At 68.2% G+C, this 25,571-nt stretch carries 21 protein-coding genes and 1 riboswitch; of the genes, 13 read left to right on the plus strand and 8 right to left on the minus strand.

From position 1 onward, the window contains the following. Nucleotides 1–130: 130 nt before the first annotated feature. A riboswitch (TPP riboswitch) is annotated at nt 131–237 on the plus strand. 157 nt (nt 238–394) lie between these two features. The 3 genes from thiC to BLTE_RS00470 all read left to right on the plus strand — a co-directional run bounded on the left by thiC (nt 395) and on the right by BLTE_RS00470 (nt 4,011). Further along, the gene (thiC, locus tag BLTE_RS00460) at nt 395–2,233 is read left to right on the plus strand and encodes a phosphomethylpyrimidine synthase ThiC (protein ID WP_126396581.1); all 1,839 of its coding nucleotides are present in this window, start codon (nt 395–397) and stop codon (nt 2,231–2,233) included. A gap of 216 nt (nt 2,234–2,449) precedes the next feature. Continuing rightward, nucleotides 2,450–3,313 carry a pyridoxal kinase PdxY gene (gene pdxY / locus BLTE_RS00465; RefSeq protein ID WP_126401968.1) on the plus strand — a complete coding sequence of 288 codons (864 nt, stop codon included), beginning with the start codon at nt 2,450–2,452 and terminating at the stop codon, nt 3,311–3,313. Then, on the plus strand, nt 3,310–4,011 hold the full coding sequence (locus BLTE_RS00470; RefSeq protein ID WP_126396583.1) for an NUDIX hydrolase: 702 nt from the start codon (nt 3,310–3,312) through the stop codon (nt 4,009–4,011). The genes pdxY and BLTE_RS00470 overlap by 4 nt, the downstream gene beginning before the upstream one ends. A 3-nt stretch (nt 4,012–4,014) precedes the next feature. Here the strand turns inward: BLTE_RS00470 and BLTE_RS00475 are convergent, their stop codons facing one another. Both BLTE_RS00475 and BLTE_RS00480 read right to left on the minus strand, forming a co-directional pair. Then, nucleotides 4,015–5,388, minus strand: a complete 1,374-nt coding sequence (locus tag BLTE_RS00475) for a patatin-like phospholipase family protein (protein ID WP_126396585.1) — start codon at nt 5,386–5,388, stop codon at nt 4,015–4,017. 58 nt (nt 5,389–5,446) lie between these two features. Further along, entirely contained in the window at nt 5,447–5,848 is a 402-nt protein-coding gene (locus BLTE_RS00480) for a hypothetical protein (RefSeq protein WP_126396587.1), read from the minus strand. Nucleotides 5,849–6,369: 521 nt separating this feature from the next. On the opposite strand from BLTE_RS00480, the gene BLTE_RS00485 reads away from it, so the two are divergent. Both BLTE_RS00485 and infA read left to right on the plus strand, forming a co-directional pair. Further along, the gene (locus tag BLTE_RS00485; RefSeq protein WP_342211502.1) at nt 6,370–7,902 is read left to right on the plus strand and encodes a DEAD/DEAH box helicase; all 1,533 of its coding nucleotides are present in this window, start codon (nt 6,370–6,372) and stop codon (nt 7,900–7,902) included. A gap of 17 nt (nt 7,903–7,919) precedes the next feature. Continuing rightward, on the plus strand, nt 7,920–8,195 hold the full coding sequence (gene infA / locus BLTE_RS00490) for a translation initiation factor IF-1 (protein WP_126396589.1): 276 nt from the start codon (nt 7,920–7,922) through the stop codon (nt 8,193–8,195). 33 nt (nt 8,196–8,228) lie between these two features. Here the strand turns inward: infA and BLTE_RS00495 are convergent, their stop codons facing one another. Then, nucleotides 8,229–8,801, minus strand: a complete 573-nt coding sequence (locus BLTE_RS00495; protein WP_126396591.1) for a DUF1003 domain-containing protein — start codon at nt 8,799–8,801, stop codon at nt 8,229–8,231. A 385-nt stretch (nt 8,802–9,186) separates the two neighbouring features. Between BLTE_RS00495 and BLTE_RS00500 the strand changes: the two genes are divergently transcribed. Continuing rightward, entirely contained in the window at nt 9,187–10,779 is a 1,593-nt protein-coding gene (locus BLTE_RS00500) for a 2-isopropylmalate synthase (protein ID WP_126396593.1), read from the plus strand. Between the two features lie 272 nt (nt 10,780–11,051). Here BLTE_RS00500 and BLTE_RS00505 read toward each other — a convergent pair whose 3' ends face one another. Both BLTE_RS00505 and BLTE_RS00510 read right to left on the minus strand, forming a co-directional pair. Next, complete coding sequence (locus BLTE_RS00505; RefSeq protein WP_126396595.1) at nt 11,052–12,908, minus strand: phosphoenolpyruvate carboxykinase (GTP); 1,857 nt, start codon at nt 12,906–12,908, stop codon at nt 11,052–11,054. 185 nt (nt 12,909–13,093) lie between these two features. Continuing rightward, on the minus strand, nt 13,094–14,539 hold the full coding sequence (locus BLTE_RS00510; protein WP_126396597.1) for an O-antigen ligase family protein: 1,446 nt from the start codon (nt 14,537–14,539) through the stop codon (nt 13,094–13,096). Between the two features lie 124 nt (nt 14,540–14,663). Here BLTE_RS00510 and BLTE_RS00515 point away from each other — a divergent pair, with 124 nt between their 5' ends. Further along, nucleotides 14,664–15,701 carry a metallophosphoesterase family protein gene (locus BLTE_RS00515; protein WP_244600059.1) on the plus strand — a complete coding sequence of 346 codons (1,038 nt, stop codon included), beginning with the start codon at nt 14,664–14,666 and terminating at the stop codon, nt 15,699–15,701. A gap of 49 nt (nt 15,702–15,750) precedes the next feature. Here the strand turns inward: BLTE_RS00515 and BLTE_RS00520 are convergent, their stop codons facing one another. Continuing rightward, entirely contained in the window at nt 15,751–16,440 is a 690-nt protein-coding gene (locus tag BLTE_RS00520; protein WP_126396600.1) for a transglutaminase-like cysteine peptidase, read from the minus strand. Nucleotides 16,441–16,626: 186 nt separating this feature from the next. Here BLTE_RS00520 and BLTE_RS00525 point away from each other — a divergent pair, with 186 nt between their 5' ends. Continuing rightward, nucleotides 16,627–17,583: a 1-phosphofructokinase family hexose kinase gene (locus tag BLTE_RS00525; protein ID WP_126396602.1), complete on the plus strand. Its 957-nt coding sequence runs from the start codon at nt 16,627–16,629 to the stop codon at nt 17,581–17,583. Here the strand turns inward: BLTE_RS00525 and BLTE_RS00530 are convergent. Next, complete coding sequence (locus tag BLTE_RS00530; RefSeq protein ID WP_244600060.1) at nt 17,576–18,055, minus strand: hypothetical protein; 480 nt, start codon at nt 18,053–18,055, stop codon at nt 17,576–17,578. The two genes, BLTE_RS00525 and BLTE_RS00530, sit on opposite strands and share 8 nt — an antisense overlap. 632 nt (nt 18,056–18,687) lie before the next feature. Beyond that, nucleotides 18,688–19,254: a carboxymuconolactone decarboxylase family protein gene (locus BLTE_RS00535; RefSeq protein ID WP_126396604.1), complete on the minus strand. Its 567-nt coding sequence runs from the start codon at nt 19,252–19,254 to the stop codon at nt 18,688–18,690. 511 nt (nt 19,255–19,765) lie between these two features. On the opposite strand from BLTE_RS00535, the gene BLTE_RS00540 reads away from it, so the two are divergent. The 5 genes from BLTE_RS00540 (at nt 19,766) to groES (ending at nt 25,518) form a co-directional block, all read left to right on the plus strand. After that, nucleotides 19,766–20,467: a hypothetical protein gene (locus BLTE_RS00540; protein WP_126396606.1), complete on the plus strand. Its 702-nt coding sequence runs from the start codon at nt 19,766–19,768 to the stop codon at nt 20,465–20,467. A gap of 469 nt (nt 20,468–20,936) precedes the next feature. Further along, nucleotides 20,937–23,318, plus strand: a complete 2,382-nt coding sequence (locus BLTE_RS00545) for a polysaccharide biosynthesis tyrosine autokinase (protein ID WP_126396608.1) — start codon at nt 20,937–20,939, stop codon at nt 23,316–23,318. A 321-nt stretch (nt 23,319–23,639) separates the two neighbouring features. Continuing rightward, complete coding sequence (locus tag BLTE_RS00550) at nt 23,640–24,383, plus strand: hypothetical protein (protein WP_126396610.1); 744 nt, start codon at nt 23,640–23,642, stop codon at nt 24,381–24,383. Between the two features lie 44 nt (nt 24,384–24,427). Then, on the plus strand, nt 24,428–24,949 hold the full coding sequence (locus tag BLTE_RS00555; RefSeq protein ID WP_126396612.1) for a lysozyme inhibitor LprI family protein: 522 nt from the start codon (nt 24,428–24,430) through the stop codon (nt 24,947–24,949). Between the two features lie 275 nt (nt 24,950–25,224). Next, complete coding sequence (gene groES, locus BLTE_RS00560; RefSeq protein WP_126396613.1) at nt 25,225–25,518, plus strand: co-chaperone GroES; 294 nt, start codon at nt 25,225–25,227, stop codon at nt 25,516–25,518. Nucleotides 25,519–25,571: the final 53 nt, after the last annotated feature.

Genomic DNA, 25,571 nt, shown 5'->3' on the forward strand with positions numbered 1-25,571 from the left:
CCTGCCGGCGCGCGCTCTTGCTAAAGACATTCTTGCCCTCGGCGGGAGGCACGGGCTTGACGCACGTCCCGCGTACCGGTTTGCCGCAGCCCGCGCCGCTTGACGCCGGCCCGGCCTTTCCCCAAAGTCTCGCCGTCCGAAGGGGGGCCCCGTGCGGGGCTGAGATCGGGAGCGCCCGACCACCCTTTGAACCTGAACCGGTTCGTACCGGCGGAGGGATGCGGACGTCGCGGGCCAGGACGAGTCGTTTCGCCAGGGGCCAGCGCCTTTCAATCGTCTCCCCCGTACGCACCCCGTCTCGTCATGCGGCGGAATCCGCCGCGCGGCGGGTGGTGTCGTCCGCCAGTCCGGGCGCCGGTTCAGCGGGGGAAACGACAAGCAAACAAGGCGCCCGATGACCATTCACACCAAGCCCGAACCCGAGAAGCCCGCCTTCGCCGTCACCACCGGCCCGCTTGCCGGCTCGCGCAAGGTCCACGATTCCGGCCGGCGCTTCCCGGACCTTCGGGTGCCGGGCCGGGCCATCGAGGTCGAGGGCGAGCCGGTGGTGCGGGTCTACGATCCCTCGGGCCCCTACACGGATGCCACTGCGACCATCGACATTTCGGCCGGCCTGCCGCGCCACCGCGGGCCTTGGGTTCGGGCCCGCGGCGACGTCGAGGAGGTCGATGCCACCGTCATTCCGCCGCTCGGCCAGGGCGGCGCGGTGCCGCCGTTCCCGATCAAGCATCGCCCATTGCGCGGAAAGCCGGGACGGACGCCGACCCAGCTTGCCTATGCGCGGGCCGGCATCATCACGCCGGAGATGGAATACGTCGCCATCCGCGAGAACCTCGGTCGCACCGAGGCCGCGAAGGCGCGCGACGGCGAGGATTTCGGCGCCGCGATCCCCGACCTCGTGACGCCGGAGTTCGTGCGCGACGAGGTGGCGCGGGGGCGTGCGATCATTCCGGCCAACATCAACCACGCCGAGCTGGAGCCGGCGATCATCGGCCGCAACTTCCTCACCAAGATCAACGCCAATATCGGCAATTCGGCGGTGCTGTCGTCGGTGGCCGACGAGGTCGATAAATTGGTGTGGGCGATCCGCTGGGGCGCCGATACGGTGATGGACCTCTCGACGGGCCGCGACATCCACAACATCCGCGAGTGGATCGTGCGCAACTCGCCGGTGCCGATCGGCACCGTGCCGCTCTATCAGGCGCTGGAGAAGGTGGGCGGCGTCGCCGAGGATCTCACCTGGGAGATCTATCGCGACACTCTGATCGAGCAGTGCGAGCAGGGCGTCGACTATTTCACCGTCCATGCCGGGGTGCGGCTGGCCTATATTCCGCTCACCGCGAACCGTGTCACCGGCATCGTGTCGCGCGGCGGCTCGATCATGGCCAAGTGGTGCCTCGCCCATCACACCGAGAGCTTCCTCTACACGCGCTTCCGCGACATCTGCGAAATCCTCGCCGCCTACGACGTGGCGTTCTCGCTCGGCGACGGCCTGCGCCCCGGCTCGATCGCCGACGCCAACGACCGCGCCCAGTTCGCCGAGCTTGAGACGCTTGGCGAACTCACCAAGATCGCCTGGGAGCACGGCGTGCAGGTGATGATCGAGGGCCCCGGCCACGTGCCGATGCACAAGATCAAGGTCAATGTCGAAAAGCAGCTTCAGCTGTGCGGCGAGGCGCCGTTCTATACGCTCGGCCCGCTCGTCACCGACATCGCGCCGGGCTACGACCACATCACGAGCGCGATCGGCGCCGCCATGATCGGCTGGTTCGGCACGGCGATGCTCTGCTACGTCACGCCGAAAGAGCACCTGGGGCTCCCCGACCGCAACGACGTGAAGACCGGCGTCATCACCTACAAGATCGCCGCCCACGCCGCCGATCTCGCCAAGGGTCACCCCGGCGCCCAGGCGCAGGACGACGCGATCTCCAGGGCGCGGTTCGAGTTCCGCTGGCATGACCAGTTCAACCTCGCGCTCGACACCGACACCGCGCGCAGTTTCCACGACGAGACGCTGCCCAAGGAGGCGCACAAGACGGCGCATTTCTGCTCGATGTGCGGGCCGAAATTCTGCTCGATGAAGATCAGCCAGGAAATTCGCGCGTCTGCGGCGGCGCAGCCGTCGGACGCCGTGGCCGCGGGCATGGCGGAGATGTCGGAGAAGTTCAAGGCGCTCGGCAGCCAAGTCTATGTCGAGATCGACGAGGTGGCGGCGGCCGGCAAACGTCCTTAGCGCGCTGCCCGATCTGACGGGATCAGATCGGGTGGCGCTCTAACTCTCTGAGTTGTCGCATTCTCTTCCGCAAAACCGGTTCCCACTTTTGCGGAGAATGCTTTAGTATCTCTGCCGCCAGCTGGGAGATGCGCTCTCCCCGTCCCCTCGCGGGATAGAGAAAGCAAGAAGGAAGGCGGGGCCGGTCACGCCGGCTCGAACGCCCACGTGTCCATCATGAATTTCCTGTCGATCCAATCCCACGTTGCCTATGGCCACGTCGGCAACGCCTCGGCCGTGTTTCCGCTACAGCGGCTCGGCGTCGAGGTGTGGCCGATCCACACCGTGCAGTTCTCCAACCACACCGGCTATGGCGCCTGGACCGGCCGGGTGTTCGACGGCGCGATGATCCGCGAGGTGATCGACGGCATCGAGGCGCGTGGCGTGCTGCCGGCGTGCGATGGCGTGCTGTCCGGCTATATGGGCGGCGCCGACATCGGCGAGGCGATCCTCGACGCCGCTGCACGCGTGCGGGCCGCCAACCCGGCCGCGCATTATTGCTGCGACCCGGTGATCGGCGATGTCGGCCGCGGCGTGTTCGTGCGGCCGGGCATTCCCGACTTCATCCGCGACCGCGCGGTGCCGGCGGCCGACGTGGTGACGCCCAACCAGTTCGAGCTGGACTTTCTCGCCGGGCACGCCACGCCGACACTGGCCGCCGCGCTCGATGCGGTGGAGGCCGTCCACCGGCTCGGCCCCAAGGTGATCCTGGTCACCAGCCTGATCACCGACGACACGCCCGCCGACGCCATCGACCTTCTGGCCTCCGACATCCTGGGCACGTGGCGGCTGCGCACGCCGCGACTCGATCTGTCGGTCAATGGCGCGGGCGATGCCATCGCCGCGCTGTTCTTCCTGCACTGGAAGCGCACCGGCTCGGCGCGCGAGGCGCTGGTGCGGGCGGCCTCCTCCACCTGGGGCCTGCTCAGGCGCACGTTCGAGGCCGGCTCGCGCGAGATCCTCACCGTCGCGGCGCAGGACGAGTTCGTGACGCCAAGCCGGGTGTTCGAGGCCGTCATGGTCGGGCGGCCGCAGCCGTGAGCGCGCCGGTCGTCCGCCGCATCGCCTCCGCCGAGTTCGCGGTGGTGGCGGCGGATTGGCCGATGGCCCGCGCGCGGCGGTCCGAGATCGATGCCCATTTTGCGCGGCTGAAGCGCGACCGGCCGAAGCTGTGGAACGGCAAGGTGCTGGTCGCACGCGATGTCGAGCTGGTGGGCGACCGCCTGACCGGCCATGCCTTCGAGACCGACTTCGCGTCCTTCCAATGGTGGCTAGGTACCGGCTTTCCCGATCCCGCCATCCGCAACATCTTCGGCATGGCGGTGGTGCGCGGCGCCGACGGCGGCTTCCTGCTGGGGGTGATGGGCGGCCACACCGCCAATGCCGGCAGCGTCTATTTTCCGTCCGGCACGCCCGATCCCGGCGACATTTCGGGTGGCCGGCTCGATCTTGCCGGTTCGGTGGTGCGGGAGCTGAAGGAGGAGACCGGGCTGGAGGCTGCGGCCTTCGTTGCCGAGCCCGGCTGGACCGTGGTGCTCGACGGGCCGCGTGTCGCGCTGATGCGCACCTTCTTGGCCGACGAGGCGAGCGGGCTCCTGGTTGCGCGGGCGCGGGCCTTCATTGCCGCCGATCCCGGCGCCGAGCTGGCCGACGTTATCGCCGTCCACGGGATCGACGACTTGCCGCCGGTGGCGCCGGCCTTCGTGCGGGCCTTTCTTGAATCGCGCCTCGCGGACTGAAGGTCAGCGCCCGAGGAGACTGCCGCGCAGCACGGGGTGGGCGCGGGTGGCCTCGATGCCGGCTTTCACCACCAGTTCGACCTGCTCCGGCTCCAGCCGCAGTCGGGTCGGCACCGCATTGAGCGTGGCGGTGAGGCTGCCGAGCTGGTCGAAGGAAACCTGGGCGAGATCAAACGAAACGTCGTTGCAGCGCCAGCCGGGGCCGGCGCCAAGCCGCTTCGCCTCGGCGGGCGACAGGCCGCAGCGCCATTTGCGGGTCGACGTCTCCCATTGGTTCATGGTCAGGCGGAAAGCGTCGAACGAAGAGATCGCCGCCGCATCGATGGCAGTGTCGGTGACCGCGCCGAGCAGCTCCTGGCCCGAGGGTCCCTCGGGCGAGAGCGTCCAATTGCCGGCCGGTCCGCGGCCGGCATTGACGACGATGAACACGAGGCGGCGCAGCTGGACGGCGCGCTCGGCATTGAGCGGCGCGTAGGGCCGGTCGCCGATCTCGCGGGCAATGACGAGGCCGGCCAGACCGAAATTGTCGACGAGTCCGCCATCGGCCAGCTTGACGTAACGGATCTGGCCGGGATCGCGATAGCGGATCAGCGCCTGGGCGAAGGCGCGGGCCTGACCGCCGGAACTCGGGTTCTTCAGCACCCGGTCGACCCACGGCGGCAGCGGCGCGCGGCAGGAATCGGGGAAGGTCTTGAGCACGATCGGCGCAAAGGCGACCGGCACCGCGGCGGACGCGGCCACCGCCTGGGACACCGGGTAGGAGGTGACGTCGCTGCACAGCGCGGCGAAGGTCGACGGCGTGAAGTGGAACGGCGTGCGGTTGAACAGGTCGGAGGCGTTGATCCACACCATCGGCCGGTTCTTGCCGTGGAGGTCGGCCAAAGTGGCGCCGTGGAACAGCTGGCGGTCGAGCCAGGCCGGCAGGCGCGAGGCGTCGTTGACGCCGCCCTCGATGCCGCGCACCAGATTGGCGAGGCTGATCCTTGTGTCGAGGCTTTCCTCGGCGTTCTGGAGCAGGAAGCGCTCGCGGAAGTCGTTCATCGCCGCCCGGCCCTTCAGGCCGAAATAGGCGGCGGCGACCGAGCCGCCCGACACGCCCGAGATGAACACCACCCGGTCGAGATAGCTGCCGCCCTCGCGCGAGGGCATGGTGTCGAGCGCGGTCAGCACGCCGTGGGCGAAGGCGGCGGCGCGGGTGCCGCCGCCCGAGAAGGACAGCGCAACGGCGACGTCGCCGGTCATTTTTGGCGGCGAGCTCGCATCCTGCGTCGGCGACGCGGGGTCGATCGGCTGGTTGATCGGCAGGTTGAAGACCGTTCCGCATCCGGCGACGAAGACGCCGAGCAGTGCGGCCAGGGTCAGGCGGCGTCCCGTCATATGTCTGGTCCGTTGCTGGCGGTTGGGGGAGTGCGGCCGGCGTGGCGGCGGCGTGGTCTCAGGACCGTCCGGCGAGGTCGCGGCTGCGAACCATGCTCTCGCCCTGGGACACCGGATAGCCGAAGCGGCGCTTGGTGGCGTTCATCAGCGCGATCGCCTCGTAGCTGCGCGCCGCCTGACAGGCGGCGACGGCCGGGCGCAGATCGTTGATCACCCTGTCGTAGACCGGCTTGTTGACGTGCCCCGTGCGCAGGTCATTGTCCATCACCGCCTTGTAGGCGGACAGCTCGGCGCCGCACGGCTGACCGTTGGGAATGTCGAGCGCCGCCACCTTGGCGCCCGGATTGACCGGCTCGGCGGTGGGGGCCGGCGCGGTCGATGTCTCCAGCGTATTGCAGGCGGCGAGCGAAAGCGCGACGGCGATCGTGGCGAAAAAAGTGGCGGGACGGAGCGGGGACATCGTTGGCCTCTTTGGAAACCATGGTGGCTGGCTCGTCATAGCAGCGAGAATGTGGCCTTGAAATAACCATACGAAGGCGTCATGAAGGGAACGCTGGGTTCGCGGCCAAGTGTGGCCGGAGGGCCATGCGTGCGCGCCACCTTCGCCTGAAGGTTTCGGCCTATTTCGCCCAGCTCTCGACAACCGACAGCCCAAGTCACGCGGGGCGCGTCTTACGGCTCCCCGCGCCGCGCGGCCGGTGCCCTTCGGGCGCTGCCGTGTCGCGTTTGCGCTGTCGAGTTCGGGAGTCGCGCGATCACGTCGTGGTCCGCGGCCCCGGCCTCGCCGGAACCCCCTTGTGCGAAAACGGGATTTCGGCAACCGGACTATGCAACGCCGGCCATGCGGGCCGGATCTCTTGAATCAAGCGTCCGCCGGCCCGATGGCCCGGAGCGGGCGCGCCCAATGTTGGTTTGATGCATTTTCGCTCGCAGGACCGGTTTCCCGCTTTGCGGACGATGCGCCAGCAAGAAAGACAGACCTTGACCGATTTCAACACGCTCGGCCTTGCCGCGCCGATCCTGCGCGCCCTCGCCGAGGCGAATCACGTCAATCCGACCCCGATCCAGAGCCAGGCGATCCCGCCGGTGATCGCGGGACGCGACCTCGTCGGCATCGCCCAGACCGGCACCGGCAAGACCGCAGCCTTCACGCTGCCGATCCTCAACCGGCTTGCCGTCCATCGCAGCCCCGCCCGGCCCGAACGGGGCGCGGTGCGCGCGCTGGTGCTGGCGCCGACCCGCGAGCTGGCGGGCCAGATCCTCACGGCCGTGAAGACCTATGGCAAGCACCTGCGGCTGAAGACCGCGCTGGCGATCGGCGGGGTGTCGATGAACCCGCAGGTCCGCGCGCTGGCCCAGGGCGTCGACGTGCTGGTCGCCACTCCCGGCCGGCTGATGGATCTGGCCAACCACCACGCCGTGCGGCTCGACGGCGTCGAGGTGCTGGTGCTGGACGAAGCCGACCAGATGCTCGACATGGGCTTCATCCACGCTATCCGCCGGATCGAGGCGCTGCTGCCGCACGCGCGCCAGAGCCTGCTGTTCTCGGCCACCTGGCCCAAGGAGATCGAGGCGCTGGCCGCCAAGATGATGCGCGATCCGGTGCGGGTGGCGGTCACCCCGGTGGCCAAGACCGCCGACCGCATCGACCAGCGCATCCTGCTCGTCGACAAGGCCGACAAGACGGCGATCCTGGCCGATGTGCTGCGGCGCGAGCCGGTGGAGCGGGCCCTCATCTTCGCCCGCACCAAGCACGGCGCCGATAAAATCGTGCGCATGCTCGACAAAGCCGGCTTGCCGGCGGCAGCAATCCACGGCAACAAGTCGCAGAACCAGCGCGAGCGGGTGCTGGCCGCCTTTCGCGACGGCAGCCTGCGCACGCTGGTGGCAACCGATATCGCCGCCCGCGGCATCGACGTCGCGGGCGTCAGCCATGTGGTGAATTTCGACTTGCCCAACGTGCCCGAGAGCTATGTGCATCGCATCGGCCGCACCGCCCGTGCCGGCGCCACGGGCGTGGCGATCTCCCTGTGCGATGCCGAGGAGCGGCCCTATCTCAAGGCCATCGAGTGCCTGATCCGCAGCTCCATCCCGGCGGTCGATCTGCGCGGGCGGGCACGGTCGGGGACGGGCACGGCTGCGCCCAAGGTCGATTTGCCCAAGCGTGAGGGCGAGTCCGCGGCGGCTCCGCGCGCCGCCAGGCGGACGGCCGATCCGGCGTCACGGCCTGCGGCCAATCCGGCGTCAAGGACGGCATCCAAGCCTGCGGCAAAGCCGGTGGCGGGTCGGGCTGCCGGTCCGGCCTCCAGGCAGGACACCAAGTCGAGTCACGAGCGCGGGCACACGGGCGGCAAGGCCGCCCAGCGGCCGGCCGCCGCCCGGACCGGGACGGGACGGCCGGCGGCGCGCGAAGCGGGCCCGGACACCGGCTTCGCGGCCATGGCGTTCCTCAAGCCGGCGCGACGGCCGGGCCGGAACACCCGGTTTGCGCCTGCGGCGCGTCCGGTGGGCTGAGATTTCAGGAGCAAGGCATGTCGAAGGAAGAACTGCTGGAATTCGATGGGGTGGTGACCGAGGTGTTGCCGGACGGCAATTTCCGGGTGAAGCTCGACAACGACCACGAAATCCTCGCCTATGCCGCCGGCAAGATGCGCAAGCACCGCATCCGCACCATTGCCGGCGACCGGGTGGTGGTGGAAATGTCGCCCTACGACCTGGAGCGCGGCCGCATCAACTTCCGCCACAAGTCGGAGAGCGCCGGCCCGATCGGCAGCGGCCAGCGCCGCCCGCAGTTCCGCCGCCGCTGACCGCACACACCGGGGCGCCCGCGCGGGCGGGCGTCAGCGGGGCGCGTGGCTGGGCGCGTGGTTGGGCTCTTGGCGGGGCTCTTGCAGGAGCGCCTCGATCTTGCCCTCGATGCGGGCCACGGCCGCCGCCAGATCCTGGCTGCGCAGGCGGTCGAGCTTGTCGTGCAGCGCGACGATCTCCACCTCGGCCTTGAGGTTGACCTCATAGTCGTGCAGCGCCTGGATGCGGTCCTTCGCCGCCTGCCGGTTCTGGCTCATCATGATGATCGGCGCCTGGATGGCGGCCAGCGTCGACAGCACCAGATTGAGCAGGATGAACGGATAGGGGTCGAAGGGCTGCCAATTGGCGAGGCCGAGATTGATCGCGATCCAGGCCGCCATCACCAGCGAAAAGCTGATGATGAACGGCCACGAGCCGCCCCACGCCGCCACCCCGTCGGCGAGGCGCTGGCCGAAGGTCAGGCTCTCCTCGTACTCCGCCGACCAGTCCAACCGGGTGCTGAGGCGCTTGGCGATGTGCTCGATGACCCGGCGGTCGCGCGGCGGCAGCGCGTCCGGTCCCTTGTCGAGCAGCCGTTCGGCGAAGGTGCGGATATGGTCGGTCATGGCGGGGGTCTCTCGGCGGGGTCTCGCAGTGCGCTCTTCGGCCTTCATGCCAGCCGGGAGCCGATGATCGCATCATCTTGCCACCAGCCCCGGCAACCGCTACAAACGATCATTCGTGGTTTGTGATCCGCCTGTAACGCGGGTCCATTGGCGCGAGACAGAGGGCAATACGGTGATCCGCTCGACGACGAGCCGCACCTGGAACCGGACCGCACACGCGGTGCTCCGGCGCGCCCTTGCGCTTCGCGGGATCCTGCTCCTTAGCCGCCCCTGAGGGCCGGCCGGGCTCATGCCTGGGCGCTCAGGGGACCGTGCGAGCAACCTCCCGAAACCGCAGACGGGGCCACGCGAACCGGCCCGCGATCTCCACGACAAGGATTTCCCGATGACTGCCAAGCCGCAGACGGAAGGCGCGCAGGGCGTATCCGCCCAGACCGAGGCCGCCCACGACCGCGTCATCATCTTCGACACCACGCTGCGCGACGGCGAGCAGTGCCCCGGCGCCACCATGACGCTGGAGGAGAAGCTGCAGGTCGCCGACCTGCTCGACGAGATGGGCGTCGACGTGATCGAGGCCGGTTTCCCGATCGCCTCCAATGGCGACTTCGAGTCGGTGTCGATGATCGCGGCGCGGCTGAAGAACGCCTCGGTCGCCGCTTTGGCGCGCGCCGCCTTCAAGGACATCGACCGCGCCGCCGAGGCGATCAAGGCGGCGCGCCGGCCGCGCATCCACACCTTCATCTCGACCTCGCCGGTCCACATGAAGTGGAAGCTGCAGAAGACGCCCGACGAAGTGCACGAGATGGTGATCGCCCAGGTCAGCCGGGCCAGGAACCACGTCGACGACGTCGAGTGGAGCTGCGAGGACGGCACCCGCACCGAGCATGATTTCCTGTGCCGGGTGATCGAGAGCGCGATCAAGGCTGGCGCCACCACCATCAACGTCCCCGACACCGTCGGCTACACCACGCCGGACGAATACTTCGCCTTGATCAAGATGATCCGCGAGCGGGTGCCGAACTCCGACAAGGCGATCTTCTCGGTGCACTGCCATGACGACCTCGGCATGGCGGTGGCGAACTCGCTGGCCGGCGTGCGCGCCGGCGCCCGCCAGATCGAATGCACCATCAACGGCATCGGCGAGCGCGCCGGCAATGCCGCCATGGAAGAGGTGGTGATGGCGATCAAGACCCGCGCCGACGTCCTCCCCTTCACCACCGGCATCAAGACCGAGATGCTGACCCGCGCCTCCAAGCTGGTGTCGGCGGTGACCTCGTTCCCGGTGCAGTACAACAAGGCGGTGGTCGGCCGGAACGCCTTCGCCCATGAGAGCGGCATCCACCAGGACGGCATGCTCAAGCACACCCAGACCTACGAGATCATGACCCCCGAGAGCGTGGGCGTGAAGCAGACCTCGCTGGTGATGGGCAAGCATTCGGGCCGTAACGCCTTCCGCGAGAAGCTGAAGATGCTGGGCTACCAGCTGGGCGACAACGAGTTCGAGGATGCGTTCAACCGCTTCAAGGACTTGGCCGACCGCAAGAAGCACGTCTATGACGAGGACATCGAGGCGCTGGTCGACCAGGAGATCGCCACCGCCCAGGACCGCATCAGGCTGGTGTCGCTGAGCGTGATCGCCGGCACCCACGGGCCGCAGCGCGCCACCATGCGGCTCGAAGTCGATGGCACGCGCATGCTGGAGGAGGCCGAGGGCAATGGCCCGGTCGATGCGGTGTTCAACGCCATCAAGGCGCTGGTGCCGCACGAGGCCAAGCTGGAACTCTACCAGGTGCACGCCGTTACCGAGGGCACCGACGCGCAGGCCGAGGTGTCGGTGCGGCTGTCGGAAGGCGGCAAGACGGTGACCGGCCGCGGCGCCGATCCCGACACGCTGGTGGCCTCGGCCATGGCGTATCTGGCGGCGCTGAACAAGCTGGTGCTGAAGCGCCAGCAGATGCACTCCACTGCGGCGGAGTGATACCAAGGGCCGAACGGTGTGACTCGTCATGCCCGCACTTGTTGCGGGCATCCACGACTTGAAACGCCTTTTGAACCAAAGACGTGGATGGCCGGGACAAGGCCCGGCCATGACGACGGCGGAGCAATGGCAAGGGCCGCAGGCATGAGCCTGGCGGCAGAGAACGTGATCAGGATCTTCTATGACGAAACGGCCGCGGCGAAACTTCGCCGCGGCCGTTTTGCATAGATCGCCCACCGGGCGGCGCGGGCCGCCCGGTCATCGCAAATGGCTCACTGGTTCTGGGCGTAGTCCGGCAGTTCCCAGTGGTTGGGCGAGCGCCACAGGTTCGACAGCAGAAGCTGGCGCATGGCGATGAATTCCTTGGGCAACCGGTCGAAGAGTTTGATGAACAGCTCCTCGTGGCCCAGCACTTCCTTCTGCCAGACGTCGCGGTCGACCGACATCAGCTGGTGGAACTGCTCGCGCGAGAACGACAGGCCGCGCCAGTCGATGTCGTCATAGGTCGGCACGTAGCCGAGCGGGCCCTCGATGGCGCGGGCGGTGCCGGCCGCGCGTTCGACGATCCACTTCAGCACGCGCATGTTCTCGCCGTAGCCGGGCCACAGGAACTTGCCGTCCTTGTCCTTGCGGAACCAGTTGACGCAGAAGATGCGCGGCGGCTGGCTGACCTTGCGGCCCATGCTGAGCCAGTGATTGAAGTAGCTGGCCATGTGGTAGCCGGCGAACGGCAGCATCGCCATCGGGTCGCGGCGAACCTCGCCGATATTGCCGAAGGCGGCGGCGGTCATCTCCGAGCCCATGGTGGCGCCGGCATAGACGCCGAACGCCCAGTTCACCGGCTGATAGACCAGCGGAACGACCGTCGAGCGGCGGCCGCCGAACACGATGGCCGAGATCGGCACGCCGGCCGGGTTCTCCCATTCCTTGTCGACCGCCGGGTTCTGGCCGGCGGGGACGGTGAAGCGGGAATTGGGGTGGGCCGCCTTGCGGCCGCAATCGGGCGTCCAGTCATTGCCCTGCCAGTCGATGGCGTGGGCCGGGGGCGGGCCGTCCATGCCCTCCCACCACACGTCGCCGTCGTCGGTCAGCGCGACATTGGTGAAGATGGTGTTGGCACGGATCGTATCCATGCAGTTCGGGTTCGAGGTGTAGTTGGTGCCCGGCGCCACGCCGAAATAGCCGGCTTCGGGATTGATGGCGTAGAGCCGGCCGTCGGCCCCGGGCTTCAGCCAGGCGATGTCGTCGCCGATGGTGGTGACCTTCCAGCCCTCCATCTCCTTGGGCGGGATCAGCATGGCGAAGTTGGTCTTGCCGCAGGCCGAGGGGAAGGCGGCGGCAACAAAGGTCTTCTTGCCCTTGGGATCCTCGACGCCGAGGATGAGCATGTGCTCGGCCATCCAGCCCTCGTCGCGGCCCAGCACCGAGGCGATGCGCAGCGCGAGACACTTCTTGCCGAGCAGCGCGTTGCCGCCATAGCCCGAGCCGTAGGACCAGATCGAGCGCTCTTCCGGAAAGTGGACGATGTACTTGACGGTGGGGTTGCACGGCCAGGCGACGTCCTTCTGGCCGGGGGCGAGCGGCGCGCCGACCGTGTGCACGCACGGCACGAACACGTCGGACTCGCCCAGCGCGTCATCGACGGCGCGGCCCATGCGGGTCATCAGCTTCATATTGACGACGACGTAGGGCGAGTCGGTGATCTCGTAGCCGATATAGGAGATCGGCGAGCCGATCGGTCCCATGCAGAACGGGATGACGTACATGGTGCGGCCGCGCATCGAGCCGTCGAACAGCGGCTGCAGCGTCGCCTTCATCTCGCGCGGGTCCATCCAATTGTTGGTGGGCCCGGCATCCTCCTTGTTGAGGCTGCAGATATAGGTGCGGTCCTCGACGCGGGCGACGTCGGAGGGGTCGGAGAAGGCGAGGAAGCTGCCCGGGCGCTTCTCGGGGTTGAGGCGCTTGAAGGTGCCGCTCTTCACCAGCTGATCGCAGAGCGCGTCATATTCCGCCTGCGAACCGTCGCACCAATGGATCTGATCCGGCTTGCACAGCGTCGCGATGTCGTTGACCCATGCGCGCAGACGTTGGCTCTTGACGTGCGCGGGAATGCTGGTCGTTGCGGGCATGTTCGTTCTCAACCCCTCATGAATTCCGGATGCGGATAGCATCTTTCCTCGGCGGTCGGCGGCAAAGATGCGTCGGTCGTCGAATTTGGGAAACGCCGGCATCTGTATCTCAGCCGTTGCGCTGTTGCCATCCATACGGCGGATGGGCTGCAATTGCAGCCGGAATCCGGCCTGCAGGGGCGGGGTCAGCGGTGCAGTGCGACCTCCGGTCGCGCCGCGGCGGACCTTATGTCCCTGGGCCGGGGCTCCCTGCCGCCCTCGCCGCTGCGTCCGTGTTGCATCTCGGGCATGCTTGATATGCTCTGTGCCAGGGCCGCGCCCAGGATCGCCCAGAACGGCAGAAAGAAGCCTGCTGTCTGCAGGTGGAAATCCACCAGCGCGTGCAGGAAGGTCAGCGTTGCCACCGCTGCCCCGGCGATGGGGAGGGCGCGGTCGCGGCGGCGGGTCAGCGCGCCGCGATAGATCAGCGCGAGGGTTGTCAGGCAGGCCAGGACCACGGCGCCGGCGGCGGGCAGGCCGAGCTCCACCGCCACTTCGAGCGGGGTGTTGTGGGCGCGGTCGACGATGCCGAAGATGAACTGGTCGGGCCGGTAGGCGGGAAAGACGGTGGCGAAGGTGCCGAGCCCGGTCCCCCACCAGGGATGATCGGCGATGATCTCCGCGCTCGACTGGAAGATCAGAAGCCGGCTGAAATCCATCACGCCGCCCTGCTGGATGCGCTGCTCCAGCATGCCGCCCCACATCTCGACCGCCGCCACTCCGACCGCAGCGGCCGCGGCAACGGCGGCGAGGCCGGGCGAGGCGCCCTTGAGCTCGCGCTGGAAGCTCAGCAGCACGGCGACGGCCACGGCGAGCAGGGTCAGGAGGCTGCCGGCGCGCGAGCCGGTGGCCAGCACCGCCCCCAGGCAGATGAGCAGCGCCAGCGTCGGCTGGGTGATTTCGCGCGGCAGCCGGCTGAAGCCGAGCCGCAGCACATCGGTCAGATCGGCGCGATCCTCCGGCAAGTGGCGGCGGATCCGCACGCACACCAGGGTGGCCCAGATCACCGCGCCCATGCCGAAAAAGGTCGCCGCGGTGTTGGGATTGACGAAGGTGCCGGTCATCCGCCCGGAATAGCTCGGCCGTTCCCGCCACAGCAGCATCTGCGGGTCGACGATCATCATCAGCAGGCCGTAGAGCGCATAGGCGATGCTGGCGAAGGCCACCACCTTCATCAGCCGCACCGCGCGGTCGCGATCGGTGGCGGCCACGAACCCGGCCAGGAAGGCCATGAAGGCGGCGGCGGCCGGCCCGATGGCGAGCCAGGGCAGATCGCGCGTCGCCGTCGGCACCGGCGCGGGCGCCGCCCCGCCGAGCAGCGGCGCCACCCGTTCATGCAACGGGTAGTCCGGCAGCAGACCGGGCAGGGCCGCCGACTGCAGGGCCACCACCAGCCCGTAGACGCCTGCGGCGATGAGCATCGGCGCGAGCAGCGCGAGGTGGGTGGCCCGCAGGCGCCGGTAGTCGGCGAAGGCCAGCGAAACCGCCAGCAGCACGATCCACAGCGCCACCCACAGCGGCTCGTTGGAGCCGAACGGCAGGGGCGCGAGCGCAACGACGGTGTAGAGGGCAGCGTGGGAGAGGCGGGACACGGTACCGGCTCACGGCTTGTCTTCGCCTGATTGTGGCGGACCGATCCATAGCCCAGCTCGGTTGCAGGCGGAAGCGGCTTGCAGGCCGGCGACGGGTGCGAGGATGACGCCGGCGATATTTGCCATGGCCAGGTTCCTGGCGGGACCGCGCCACCTATATATCGGTGTGGAGCGGCGCAGGGTCCGGTGGTGCATCAAGGGGCGGTCGGCAACCTTGAGCAGAAAGAGGCGCGTTTTCCGCAAAATACGGGAATTCGGCTGTGCGAAGGAACGTGCAACGAAACACAAGCCGGAGCATCCTGCGATCCGGGACGGCCGGCGTGCCGAGGACTTTGGAGCGGGACGGAACGGGTCGATGATCCTGCGTGCCTTGAGGCAGCGACGGCAGCCGGCCGCGACGGGGCGGTTGCCCCCGGTTGTGCATGCCCTGCCCGACGGATGCCGGGTGTATGCCATCGGCGACATTCACGGCCACGCCGACCTGCTGCGGCGCATGCTGGCGATGATCGATGCGGAAGAGGCGCGCCGTCCGCCTGCCACCTGGACGGTGGAACTGTTCCTGGGCGACGTGATCGACCGCGGGCCGGATTCGCGCGGCGTCGTCGACATGCTGCTCGCCCCGCCCGGCGGCGGCCGGCATCGCGTCTGCCTGCGCGGCAACCACGAGGACTGCCTGCTGCGCTTCCTCGAAGAGCCGAGCGTTCTGGCCAACTGGCGGGCGTTCGGCGGCCTGGAGACGCTCGCCAGCTACGGCCTGTCGCACCGCCCTCTGAGCACACTCGACGATTTCGACGCCGCGCGCATCGAGTTTCTCAGCAAGCTGCCGCCCGCGCACAAGACGTTCTTCGAGCATACCTGGATGTTCTATGAGCAGGGCGGATTCTTTTTCGCCCATGCCGGCGTCCGCCCCGGTATCCCATTGAACGAGCAGACGGCGGAAGACCTGATGTACATCCGCGGCCCGTTCATCTCCTATCACGGCGACTTCGGCAAGCGGATCGTCCACGGCCACACGCCGGCTGCCGCCGTCGAGATCCTGCCGAACCGCATCAATGTCGACACCGGCGCCTACGCGACCGGGCGGCTGTCGTGCGTGGTGATCGAGGGCGACCGGGTCGACGTCCTGAGCGTCGATCGCACCGCGCTCAGGGAGCGGGCCTGATCGGCCCGGCGCGACAGCCGTGCGCACCGCCGGCCCGCCGGCGGCGCTGTCACTGTGACAGCGTGTCTTTCCGGGCCTTTCCGGTGGGCGTGCCGTGATTGTACGCCACCGGCACGGCGCGGCGTCCGGGCCGGTCGCGGGCCGGTCCGGCGATCGCCATCCACAGGCGCGGGTCGTCCGCGCTCGACCGCATGACCCAGCGGTAGCCGGTGCGTGCCCACGGCACCACCCGGTCGCGCAGATTGTCCAGCACATAGTCGCCCCGGTCGGTGGCGACGACCGCGACGAGGTGGTACTCGGTGCTGGGGATGCGGGCGATGGCCAAGCCCACGGCACTGCGCGGCCAACCGCGCGAGATCAGGATGTGGCGCTTGCGCACCGCATAGTCGTCGCAGTCGCCGGCGGCGGTCTCCAGGGTCCAGGTGTCGAGGTCGGCGTCGCTGCGCGGCCGGATTGCCGCATTCACGGTGCGGTTGACGTCGTCGAGATCGGCCCAGCGCTCCTCGGTGAGCGCGACCCGGGCGGCGCCGTCCCCGCCGGCGCGGCATTCGTCCTCGTAATCCATGCAGAAGCGGACGGCGGCAATCGGCGCCAGCACCGCCGGACCGAGCTGCATCGGCGAACTCTTCGGGATGGGATTGGCTAGGCGCGTTGCCGACAGGGGCATGGCGCTGGCGGGGTCTTTCACCGTCAGCGTCACCGCTCCGACCACCAGCATGCTCGCAGCCAATCGCTTCATCTCGCGTCTCCTGAACGACCGTGCGAGATGACCATACCGACGGGGTGCTAAGAGTGACCTCTCCTCCGGGAAAACATTCGAGGAACGACCGTAATCCTTCGTTCATCAAAACCGGCGACAGCGGAAGGCCGCGGCCCGGCGACGACCCCGCCGGAGGATGAGCCCGAAACCCAGGGATATGCGCCGATGAAGCCGATCGTCACCTTGACCCTCAACCCGTCGATCGACGGCGCCGCGGAAACCGACACCATCCGCCCCACCCACAAGATCAGGACCAGCAACGAGCGCTACTATCCGGGCGGCGGCGGCATCAATGTCGCGCGCGTGGTGGCCGAGCTCGGCGGCGCGACCTGTGCGGTCTATGCCGCGGGCGGCGCCACCGGGCCGATCCTCGATGCGCTGATCGAGAAGCGCGGCATCGCCATCCACCGGGTCGACATCGCCGAGGACACCCGGATCAGCCACAGCGTGTTCGAGCGTTCGACCGGGCTCGAATACCGGTTCGTGCCCGAGGGGCCGGAGCTGCAGCCCAAGGAATGGCAGAGCTGCCTCGATGCGCTGGACGATGTGGCGTGCGACTATCTGGTCGCCAGCGGCAGCCTGCCGCGCGGCGTGCCGGAGGATTTCTACGTCCGCGTCAGCGCCATCGCCGGGCGCACCGGCGCCAGGCTGGTGGTCGACTCGTCGGGGCCGGCGCTGCGGGCGGCGGTGGCGGCGGGCGGCCTCCATCTCGTCAAGCCGAGCCTCGGCGAGTTCGAGGCCCTGGTCGGCCGCAAGCTGCCGGATGCCGAAGCCCAGCACGCGGCGGCGATGGAACTGGTCGGCTCCGGCAAGGTCGCGCTGCTGGCGGTCACGCTCGGTCATCTCGGCGCGTTCCTGGCCGAGCCGGGCGGCGTCCTGCGGCTGCCGGCGATGCCGATCCAGGCGAAGAGCGCGGTCGGCGCCGGCGACAGCTTCGTGGCGGGCATGACGCTTGGACTTGCGCGCGGCCTGCCGCCGCGCGAGGCGTTCAAGCTCGGCATGGCGGCCGGCACCGCGGCGGTGCTGACGCCGGGCACCGAACTGTGCTCCCGCGCCGATGTCGAGCGGCTGTTCGCCGAGCTGCAGGCGACGCCGGAGGGCCGGCCGGCATCGGTTATTTGAGGCGGAAGGCGCCGTGGCAGGCGTTGCAGTGGGTGGTGATCGCCGCAAGTCCGCCCATCAGCTCCGCCCAGCCGGCGCTGTCCGGCTTGTCGGGCAACCGCTCGGCAATGCGGGCGAAGTCGTCGGCGGCGCGGTGGAAGCCGAAGCCGATTTCACGGAATTCCGGCGTCATGTAGCGGCCGAAGCCCTTGCCGCGGCCGATGGCCATCTCCTTGCGGGCGAGTGTGCCCGCGCCCTTGATGTCGCCCGACGACAGAAGTTGGATGACGCCGTCGAGCGAGCCCATATGGGTGCGCATCTCCTCCAGGAATGCGACGCGGACATCGGGCGGCAGGTCGATGGCGGTGCGGCCATCGTCGGCGGCCAGGGCCGGGGATGCCGCCGCCAGCCACAGCGCGGTCAGGCCAATTCGGATGGAGAGCGATGCGCGCATGGCGGCCTTCTCCTTGTGATGCGGTTTCCGGCGGATCATGTCTTTTCTCCCGAAAGGGATGGAAGCGGGACCTTTCGCGGGCGGCTTCGTCAGGGTCGCGGTCGGCGGCGCGACCCTAGGCGCGCCGGCCTGACGGAGCGCTGACGGCAGCGGCCCCATGCCACGGCCATATTGCGGGCCCGTGTCAGACCAGCCGGTCGATCCGGCTGCCGGGCGGGAGAAGGGGGCGCTGCGAACCGGATGCGGCAGGGGTGGCCGGCGCGCCCACCGGTGCCGCCGCGGCCTGACGAGGTGCCGGTTGCTCGGCTGGGGCGGTCGCTTCGGCGGCGGGGGGCGCAAAGCCGGGTGAGCGCGAAGGGGCCTCGGCCGGGCGGCTGTCGGCCGCGGGCCTGGCAACGTCCTTCGCCTTGGCAAAATCCTCAAGATGCCGGGCGAGATGTCCACGCACGACGGGAGGCGTGCTCATGGGGATGCGTGCTCAAGGGGAGGCATGCTCATGGCAACCTATGTCCGCAGCCGCTTTGCCGCGAATAGGCCGAGACCTTGACCGAACCGGGCATTACCTACCGAAAACTTGGCCTTATGCCAATCCGGAACACCGCGTTGTGACGCCACGTCCGGCCGATCAGGCCGGCTCTTCGGCGCCGAGGACGCGGCGCACTTCGGTGCGCTCACGGCGCCTTGCCGTCTGCGATCGGCACCCGGCAGGTGCCCGCGGCCGGGATCTCGAGGGCGGCGTTGAACTTGCTCGACATGTTCTGGAAGGCGATCAGCGCAGCCAGCTCGACGATGGCGTCGGCTGAGAAGGCTGACGCGAGCCGCGCCTTCAGCGCGGCATCGATCGTGCGGCCGGTGATGGTGACGGCTTCGGTGAAGGCCAGCGCCGCCTTCTCGTGTTCGCTGAACAGGTCCGAGGTCTCGAAGCGGTCGAGCGCCCACAGCCTGTCCTCGGTGACGTTGCGTTCCAGGGCGCGCGCGGCGTTGAGGTCGACGCAGAACGGGCAGACATTGATCTGCGACACGCGCACCATGATCAGCGCGCGCAAGGCGGGCTCGATGGGCGAGGCGGCGCGGTCGATCGCCCGATAGAGCCCCAGAAACGCGCGCAGCACCCGCGGCGTGCGCGCCCATTGCCGCACCGGCTCGGCGACCGGCCGGCCGATGGCGTCGCGCATGGCGAACAGCGCGCGCAGATACCACGGATACTGCGTCGGGGCGGGCGTGGCGATCCAACTCATCGTCGTCTCCAGGATCGCGCCGCAGACGATGGCCAAGAGTGCCGCCGGCCGGCGCGGTGTGTAACGCGGTTTTCCGCCGATCCGACCGGTTTCCGGTCGATCCTGTCAGGATTGAAGGACGCGGTCTCGCCGAAGGCCCTTGAGCCGCGGGGAGATTTCTTTCCGCGGCCGGCATCGGTTTTCCGGCCTGCAGGCCGGAAGCCGTATCAGGCCGGACGGCGTATCGGCACGCAAGGGCGTTCGCGTGGTTTGCCGGGTGTGGACAGGTGAACAATTTGGTGCGGGCTGAGACGGGCTGGATCTCGCAAAAAGCCCGGCACCTCGCCGATAGCAACTGAAAGTAGAGGCGATGGACGCGAATCGGCGCATTTGCCGCCGGCCCGCCGGTTCGCGCGAGCCGGTTCGGCGGAAGAATGGGTTAAAATCAACCATCTTGCGTGAACTTTCCATGACGCCGGCCGGATTTTGCGGATGAGCGCGTCGTTAACGCAAGGTTGCAGAGACGAGGCAATTGCTGTACGTTGCCGCCGACGATAAAGGGATTTTTCGCATGACCTCGATCCGACTGAAGGCGATCGCACTTTCATTGGGGGCGGCGGGATTGTGGGCACTGCCGGTGACGGGTGTCAGCGCTCAGCAGGCGCAGCCTGCCGCGCAGGCGAGCGCCGTCCAGCCGATCGCGCCGATCACAGCTGAAACCACCGCGGCCGAGATCACGCAGCGCTTTCCCGCGGGCGGCGCGTCGTTTGCCAATGCGCTGCGCGGCTTTCTCGACGCCAACGCCAACCAGCTCGGCGTTGCGCTCAATCACATCAAGGGTCTGATGCCGAACCTGAATTCGGCCCAGTCCGAGACGGTCGGCGAGGTGCTGGGACGGCTCGCGGCCGATCTCATGGCGCGCAAGGATCTCGACAATCTACGGCTGGTCCAGGAACTCGTGGCGCGCGGCAACTCGTTCCTGATCGCCGGCTATAACCGCTCGACCGGGCTCAATCCGGACACTGCGGGCCTCGGCGGCGGTACCGGCGGTGGCGCAGGGCCTGTCGGTTCGATCGCCGGTGCCGGCGGGGGCGGCGGCGGCGGGGCCGCCCAGGGCAACTCTGCCTTTGGCACAAGCAGCTCCAACCCGATCACCGGCGGCGGTGGCGCCAGTGCGTCGGTGACCCGCTATAATTCATATTATTCGTACACAAACTCGATCAGCCCATTCTGAGCGGCTGTCCGGGCCTTTCGCGTTGCCGACGCGTCGTGCGCCATGGCAGATTTTGCCGGATGCCAGATCTTGCACCATGGCAGATCTTGCGCGATGGCAGGACGCGTTCGGCGGTGGCTCGGAACCGGTTGCGGGATTCTGGATGCGCCGAGCGGCAGGCATGAATCCAACAGGCGTGAGTTCGATGCGCGGCCGGGCGGGTGCGGTGCCACGGCCGCGAGGCGCCTGCTGGCGTCGCTCCTGAAGCGCGCGGACAGGGTTGGCGCGGATCGATGGGGTGTCCGGCTGACCAAGCCGGGAACCGTGTTCCGATCGCCGAAAATCCCGTTATCCAACAAGGGGGTTTCGGCGAGACTGTTTTTCGGCAAGGCGTTTCCGGCATCCCGACGGGATCAACCGGAAGCCGGATGAGACTTCACGGCGGCGTCCCAAGGACAAGCGGATCCGGGACATTCGGGGCAGGGTGATCATGCTGCAGGTCGATCGGACAGCCGGCGCGCCGGATCAGGCGGAGACGGCCGAAACCGGGTTCGATTTCGTCAGTCTCTATACGTTTCTTCGCCGCAACCTGACCGTGATCGCTGCCGGCGCGATGACTGGCCTCGTTCTGGGCGCCATCTTCATGCTGACCACGCCGCCGATCTATACGTCGGCGGGCCAGCTGATCATCGACACCCGCAAGATCCAGCTCTTCCAGCAGCAGTCGGTGCTCGCCGACGGCATGATCGACACGGCGGCGGTCGACAGCCAGGTGCAGCTGCTGCAGTCGGAGAACGTGGCGCTTTCGGTCATCCGCGACCTCAAGCTCACCGAGGATCCGGAGTTCGTCGGCGGAACGCCCAGCGTGCTCGGAACGGTGATCGGCGCGGTGAGCGACGGCATCTCGATTCTCTTCGGCGGCGGCGATGACGCAGACGTCTCCACCGAATTTCTCGAGCGCAAAGCCGTCGGCTATCTGAAGCAGAATCTCAAGGTCAAGCAGCTCGGCCGCTCCTATGTGATCGAATATTCGTTCTCATCGCTCGATCCCAACAAAGCGGCGCAGGTGGCCAACGCCCTGGCCGAGGCCTACATCGTCGACCAGCTCGAGGCCAAGTATCAGGCGACCCGCCGCGCCTCGGTGTGGATGCAGGATCGCATCAAGGAGTTGCGCGACCAGGCCCAGCACGCCGCCCGCGCGGTCGAGGATTTCAAGCAGCGCAACAACATCATCAGCTTCTCGACCGGCGGCAGCGGAACCCGGCTGATCGGCGAGCAGCAGCTGCAGGAGATCAACTCCCAGCTGACCCAGGCTCGTGCCCAGACGGCGGAAGCCAAGGCCAAGCTCGACCGCGTCGACGAGATCCTGCGCACGGGCGGCGAGATCGGCGATGCGGTGGTGGCGGATGTGCTGCGCAACGAGGTCATCACCCGGCTGCGCCAGCAACTGCTCGATGCCAACAAGCGCGAGGCCGATTGGTCGCAGCGCTATGGCACGGATCATATTGCCGTGCTGAAGCTGCGGTCGGAGATGGTCCAGCTCAAGCGCGTGATGCAGGAGGAGCTCAAGCGCATCGCCGAGACCTACAAGAGCGATTACGAGATCGCCAAGGTCCGCGAAGAGTCGATCCAGGCCAGTCTGAACGATGTGATCCGCGACGCCGGCACCACCAATCAGGCGCAGATCGCGCTGCGCGACCTGGAGAGCACGGCCCAGACCTACCAGACCCTCTATGACAGCTTCCTGCAGCGCTACACCGAGGCGCTGCAGCAGCAGTCGTTCCCGATCACCGAGGCGCGCGTCATCACCAGCGCCTCCAGGCCGTACGTCAAGAGCTATCCCAGGCTGTCGGTGGTGATGGCGATCGCGATCTTCATCGGCCTGCTTGGCGGGGTCGGCGTTGGCTTCCTGCGCGAGCAGCTCGATCGCGTGTTCCGCACGGTCAGCGATGTCGAGCATTTCCTGCGCATCAGCTGCTTCGGCCTGCTGCCACTGGTGCGGCCGGCGCGGCCGTCTGCGCGTCCGGCCGGCCGGCCGGGGTCAAGAGCGATCGGCAAGGCCGGGGCAAACGCGGCTGCCAACACGGCGCCCGGCTCCGATGCGCCGGCCGCCGAGGACGAGGGCCGGGGCGGTGTCTCGTCGGACGCCGGCCTGCTGCGCTACACGATCGATGCGCCGTTCTCGCGCTTCTCCGAGACGCTGCGGAGCGTCAAGGTGGCGGCCGATCTCGCCCAGATCAGCCGCCCGGTGAAGGTGCTCGGCGTGGTCTCGGCGATTCCCAACGAGGGCAAGTCCACCGTCGCCGCCAATCTCGCCCAGATGATCGCCCACAGCGGCAAGAAGACGCTGCTGTTCGATGCCGACCTGCGCAACCCGTCCCTGTCGCGGCGCATGGTGGCGGCGGACGCAAACGGCGCCCAGGCCGGCATCGTCGAGGTGCTGGCCGGTCAGGTCGCGCTCGATGCCGTGCTGATGGTCGATCCGGTCACCGGCCTTCACCTGCTGCCGACCGTGGTCAAGGAACGCATCGCCAACACCAACGACATTCTGACATCGGCGGCGATGAAGCAGGTGCTCGACCATCTGCGCACCCTTTATGACTACGTCATCATCGATCTGCCGCCACTCGGGCCGGTGGTCGACGCGCGGGCCGTGGCGCCGCAGATCGACGGCTTCCTGTTCGTGATCGACTGGGGCCGCACCAAGATCGACGTGGTCGCCGAGGCGCTGCAGTCATCCGAGGCCATCCGCGACCGGCTGCTTGGCGCCGTTCTCAACAAGGTCAACGTCAAGGCCATGTCGAAATTCGAGACCTACAAGGGCTCCTACTATTTCAACAAATACTATTCCCGTTACGGCTATCATGACTGATGTCGTTTCCGGGCGGTCATTCCGCCGTCCCGGAAACATGCTTGCCGTGTTCCCTTTATGAAGGGGATCCTCGACGGCCGGACTGCGAAATCCGGCTTGATCGGCCGGATTTCGTGTCGCAGTCTGTGTGTATCGAGCGCGATCCGGTCCGGTCCGGTTTCCGGGTGGTCCCTTCGGGGTGCCGGAAGCGGCCTCGCAGAAAGCCCGGTTCTGCAAGAGCCTTCCGGAAACGGGATTTTCGGCGATCGGAATGCGGTTCAAAGGCGGGATCAGCCGGAAACCGTGTGAGCGGCAAACGGGACGGCAACGGGCGGGGGACACGTGGCGGCTCTGTTCATCCGGCTGGCCTCCCTTGTGGTCGTCCTGTGCGGCCTGTGGTGGGTCGCGACCATCGTGCCGCTGACCGTTCGCGACGACGCCGTGCTTTCCGCCGGCCGGCGCATCCTCAATGAGGAGACCCTGCCGCCGCAGGCGATCGCGCGGCTCGGGCAGATCGCCGACCGGGTGGAGCCGCAGCTCGGCTGCGAGGTCGCAACCTGGCGGGCGGTGGCGCTGTTCCGCCTGCGCGTCGCCGAGGCGGCCGAAACCGACGATGCCGGCCGCATCGCCTGGAGCGACTTCCGCGATGCCGCGCAGCGACTGCTGGTCTGCTCGCCGCACGAGCCGCTGATCTGGTTTGCGCTGTTCTGGCAGGAGGCGACCCAGGAGGGCATTCTTCCCGGCAGCTACGACCGGCTGCGCCTGTCCTATGAGCTTGGACCGAACGAAGCCTGGATCATGCGCAAGCGCAGCCGGCTGATGCTGCCGCTGCTCGCCACCGTGCCGGAGGATCTGCGCCCGGCGATCCTGCATGAATTCCTCAGCCTGCTCAAAGGTCGGGTGATGCGCGAGGCGGTCGAGGCGTTCCAGTCGAGCGACACGGTGGTTCGCGAGATGGTGCTGCCGCAGCTGGTGGATGTGCCCGAACCGGTGCTCGCCAGCTTCGCGCGCGCGTTGCGCAATGCCGGGGTCGAGGCCAAGGTGCCGGGCATCGCCGAGCGGGAAAGGCGGCCGTGGAATCGCTGAGCGATCGCTCGCGTCTTCGGGCGCCGGGCTGCGGCGTCGCGGTTATGCTTGTCCTGCTGCCGGCGCTCCTTGGTGCGGTGGCCAGCCGTGCGGAGGAGGGGGCCGCGCCCGCCGTCCGCCAGATCGCGCCCGGCTTCATCCCCCGCTACGATCTCGGCGACCCGGCGGGACCGGCGCCGGCCGGCGCCCCGGCGTTCGAGGTGGTGCTGCCGAGCCGCGACCGCCCGCTCGGCGGCTGCGACCGCGGCCTGTCGCGCATCCTGTTCAACCGCTGCCTCCATGCGACGCTGGAGTTCAGCCGCCGTGTGCTGGAGATGACGGTGGTGGCGGCCCGCACCTCGGTCGAGGCGCGCAGCGATCTGCCTGCCGGCTACCGCTCGCGCTGGATCCGCATGCTGGACGAGGTGCATGCGCGCTGGAAGGAGGCGCGCAATCTCGAATGCGGCCAGCTGGTCTTTCTCGAACGCGGCCCCAAGGCCAACATCTTCGAGGAACGCGCGCAATGCATGCTCGCCGCCGACCGCGAGCGCATCGCCGATCTGAAGCGGCGCTACGGGCTGGAGTGACGGCGCCCTGCCGCATCATGCACCCGGGCTCGCTCGGCCGGCGCGCCATTTACCCTGCCGGCCCGGCGAGGGCCATCTGCGGCAGCCGGCGCCCTTGACTTGTCGGGAGCGGCTGACTATCTCGCCCACAGTCGCTTAGCACTCGTCCCAATTGAGTGCTAACAGCGCGGACCAGGACGCCGGCCTTCGCGGCAGGCGCCGGTCGAGACATCCGTTTCACGGTCGCTGACCCACGGCGCCGTTGATCAGGCACCGTAATTCAAGGACAGATTTCCATGGCGAGCACCTTCCGTCCGCTGCACGACCGCGTCGTCGTCAAGCGCATCGACGCCGAGCAGAAGACCGCCGGCGGCATCATCATTCCGGACACCGCCCAGGAAAAGCCCCAGCAGGGTGAAGTGATCGCGGTCGGCCCCGGCGCGCGCGACGAGTCCGGCAAGCTGGTTCCGCTCGACGTCAAGGCCGGCGACCGCGTGCTGTTCGGCAAGTGGTCGGGCACCGAGGTCAAGATCGACGGTCAGGACCTCCTGATCATGAAGGAATCCGACATTCTCGGCATCATCGGCTGAGCCACACGCGGCCGCAGCCTTGCGGCCGCTCCCCCACGATTTGTGAGCCTCCG

Origin of the sequence: Blastochloris tepida (genome assembly GCF_003966715.1) — a bacterium.
GTDB lineage: Bacteria > Pseudomonadota > Alphaproteobacteria > Rhizobiales > Xanthobacteraceae > Blastochloris > Blastochloris tepida.

Coding starts and splice junctions, on each gene's coding strand:
- thiC (WP_126396581.1), top strand. CDS start 395: ATGACCATTCACACCAAGCCCGAACCCGAGAAGCCCGCCTTCGCCGTC.
- pdxY (WP_126401968.1), top strand. CDS start 2,450: ATGAATTTCCTGTCGATCCAATCCCACGTTGCCTATGGCCACGTCGGC.
- BLTE_RS00475 (WP_126396585.1), bottom strand. CDS start 5,388: ATGACGGGACGCCGCCTGACCCTGGCCGCACTGCTCGGCGTCTTCGTC.
- BLTE_RS00480 (WP_126396587.1), bottom strand. CDS start 5,848: ATGTCCCCGCTCCGTCCCGCCACTTTTTTCGCCACGATCGCCGTCGCG.
- infA (WP_126396589.1), top strand. CDS start 7,920: ATGTCGAAGGAAGAACTGCTGGAATTCGATGGGGTGGTGACCGAGGTG.
- BLTE_RS00495 (WP_126396591.1), bottom strand. CDS start 8,801: ATGACCGACCATATCCGCACCTTCGCCGAACGGCTGCTCGACAAGGGA.
- BLTE_RS00500 (WP_126396593.1), top strand. CDS start 9,187: ATGACTGCCAAGCCGCAGACGGAAGGCGCGCAGGGCGTATCCGCCCAG.
- BLTE_RS00505 (WP_126396595.1), bottom strand. CDS start 12,908: ATGCCCGCAACGACCAGCATTCCCGCGCACGTCAAGAGCCAACGTCTG.
- BLTE_RS00515 (WP_244600059.1), top strand. CDS start 14,664: ATGGCCAGGTTCCTGGCGGGACCGCGCCACCTATATATCGGTGTGGAG.
- BLTE_RS00520 (WP_126396600.1), bottom strand. CDS start 16,440: ATGAAGCGATTGGCTGCGAGCATGCTGGTGGTCGGAGCGGTGACGCTG.
- BLTE_RS00525 (WP_126396602.1), top strand. CDS start 16,627: ATGAAGCCGATCGTCACCTTGACCCTCAACCCGTCGATCGACGGCGCC.
- BLTE_RS00530 (WP_244600060.1), bottom strand. CDS start 18,055: ATGATCCGCCGGAAACCGCATCACAAGGAGAAGGCCGCCATGCGCGCA.
- BLTE_RS00535 (WP_126396604.1), bottom strand. CDS start 19,254: ATGAGTTGGATCGCCACGCCCGCCCCGACGCAGTATCCGTGGTATCTG.
- BLTE_RS00545 (WP_126396608.1), top strand. CDS start 20,937: ATGCTGCAGGTCGATCGGACAGCCGGCGCGCCGGATCAGGCGGAGACG.
- BLTE_RS00555 (WP_126396612.1), top strand. CDS start 24,428: ATGCTTGTCCTGCTGCCGGCGCTCCTTGGTGCGGTGGCCAGCCGTGCG.
- groES (WP_126396613.1), top strand. CDS start 25,225: ATGGCGAGCACCTTCCGTCCGCTGCACGACCGCGTCGTCGTCAAGCGC.